This window comes from Streptomyces sp. 13-12-16, assembly GCF_002114215.1.
Classification (GTDB): domain Bacteria; phylum Actinomycetota; class Actinomycetes; order Streptomycetales; family Streptomycetaceae; genus Streptomyces.
The window spans coordinates 1-2,265 of sequence record NZ_NCTE01001185.1; the positions used below are offsets into that span (position 1 = coordinate 1).

Annotated in this window: 1 protein-coding gene and 1 pseudogene; both read right to left on the reverse strand. The window is 72.4% G+C overall.

All coding sequences use genetic code 11. From position 1 onward, the window contains the following. Nucleotides 1-1,893 (reverse strand): phosphocholine-specific phospholipase C (locus B7767_RS37190; RefSeq protein WP_085575854.1); only part of this gene is annotated, 1,893 nt, incomplete at its 3' end. Nucleotides 1,894-2,045: 152 nt separating this feature from the next. Further along, nucleotides 2,046-2,265 (reverse strand): annotated as a pseudogene (locus B7767_RS37195) (hypothetical protein); the annotation flags it as partial.

Sequence of the window (2,265 nt, forward strand, 5' to 3'; positions counted from 1 at the left end):
GCGGACGGTGACGGTCGTGGGGCGGCCGCCGTAACCGTCGGCCACCCGCAGCCGGGCGGTGCCCGGGCCCCCGTTGGCGAACGTCAGCCGGACGTCATCGCCGGTGTGGCGGGCGGTGACCTCGCACCCCGCGACCCCGTTCGGCCCCCGGAAAACACGGAGGAACCCGTTCGGACCGTGCACGGTCAGGTCGTACGACCCCCCGGAGTACGCCGAGTTCCAGGTGTCCGAGATCTCCTTGCCCGCCTCGGTCGTATAGGTCCAGGGACCGTCGGCGCGGTTGCCGGACGTGACCAGGAAGGCGGCCCCCGCCCGGGCACCGGAGGCGAAGGTCAGCGTGAACCTCCCGGCCGCCGGATCGGCAGAACCGTCCACCGCGGGGGCGTACTTCAGCGGACGGGCCGGGCGCGACCCGCGCTCCTGACGGGGCATGCCGGCGTCGGCCGGCGGTGTGGGCCGGTAGTCGGGATGGCGCTCGCGGTCCGGCGGCTCGTAGGCGTCGGTGTCCGGCAGCCGGGCCGGCCGGCTGTCCCTGCGGGAGAAGTCGAAGGCGCTGGTCAGGTCGCCGCAGATCGCGCGCCGCCACGGCGAGATGCCCGGCTCGCGCACACCGAAGCGGCGCTCCATGAACCGGATGACCGAGGTGTGGTCGAACGTCTCCGAGCAGACGTACCCGCCCTTGCTCCACGGCGAGACCACCAGCATCGGCACGCGCGGGCCGAGCCCGTAGAAGCCCTCGCGGTGGGTGCCGCCGCCCTCGAAGACGTCCAGGGAGACGTCGACGGTGGACCGGCCCTGCGCGGCCGACTTCGGCGGCAGCGGCGGCACCACGTGGTCGAAGAAGCCGTCGTTCTCGTCGTACGTGATGAACAGGGCGGTCCTCGCCCAGACGGCCGGGTTGGAGGTGAGCGCGTCCAGCACCTGGGAGATGTACCAGGCGCCGTAGTTGGACGGCCAGTTGGAGTGTTCGGAGAAGGCCTCGGGGGCGGCGATCCAGGAGATCTGCGGCAGCCGGCCGGCCTTGACGTCGGCGCGGAGCCGGTCGAAGTAACCCTCGCCGTTCTTCGCGTCGGTGCCGGTGCGGGCCTTGTCGTACAGGGGGTCGCCCGGCTCGGCGTTCCGGTACTTGTTGAAGTACAGCAGGGAGTTGTCGCCGTAGTTGCCGCGGTAGGCGTCGGGGATCCAGCCCCAGTGGCCGGCCGCGTCCAGGCCGTCGCCGACGTCCTGGTAGATCCTCCAGGAGATCCCGGCCTCCTCCAGCCGCTCGGGGTACGTCGTCCAGTCGTAGCCGAGTTCGTCGTTGCCGAGGACCGGGCCGCCGCCCCCGCCGTCGTTGCCGGTGTGGCCCGACCACAGGTAGTAGCGGTTGGGGTCGGTGGAGCCGATGAAGGAGCAGTGGTAGGCGTCGCAGACGGTGAAGGCGTCGGCGAGCGCGTAGTGGAAGGGGATGTCCTCGCGGGTCAGGTACGCCATGGTGGTGGTGCCCTTGGCGGGCAGCCAGCGGTCGTACTTGCCGTCGTGGTAGGCGTCCTGGCCGTCGGACCAGCCGTGCGGCAGCCCTTCCAGGAACCGCATGCCGAGGTCGTCGGCCTCCGGGCGGAAGGGCAGGACCTCCGTGCCGTCGCTCTTGGTCTGGTGCCACACCGACCTGCCGCCCTCCAGGCTCACCGGGTGCGGGTCGCCGAAACCGCGGACGCCGCGCAGCCTGCCGAAGTAGTGGTCGAAGGACCGGTTCTCCTGCATGAGGACGACGATGTGCTCGACGTCCTCGATCGACCCCGAGCGGTGGTGGGCCGGGAGCGCGGCGGCCCGCTCGATGCTCGCGGACAGCGCGCTGAACGCCGTGGTGGCGCCCGCGAGTCGGAGGAATCGGCGCCGGTTGACTTCGGGCATGGATGAGGGCCTCTCGTACGGTGCCGGATGCTGAGGGGGTGCGCGCGAAAGGAGTGTTCCAGGAGCAGCGAACGTCGGGGAAGGGCGCCGTGGCGCGGGCGTGAAGGTCGTCGGTACGTGAGGTGCGGCGACGCGCCGTGCACCGTCCCGGATCACCGTGCGGACCCGGCTGGACCCGGTGAGTGGCCGAGCCAGTTGTCCCGGCGCAGCGCCGCCTCGGTGCCGGTGAGGTACACGGCCGTGGCGAGCCACTGGGCCGTGTACCGGTCGGGACCGCCCTCGGCGACGCGGCCGAACGCGTCACGGGTGCGGTCGGCGGCCACCGCGCCGAGCGCGGCGGCCAGGGCCGCGCCGGTGACGAACCCGTCGCGG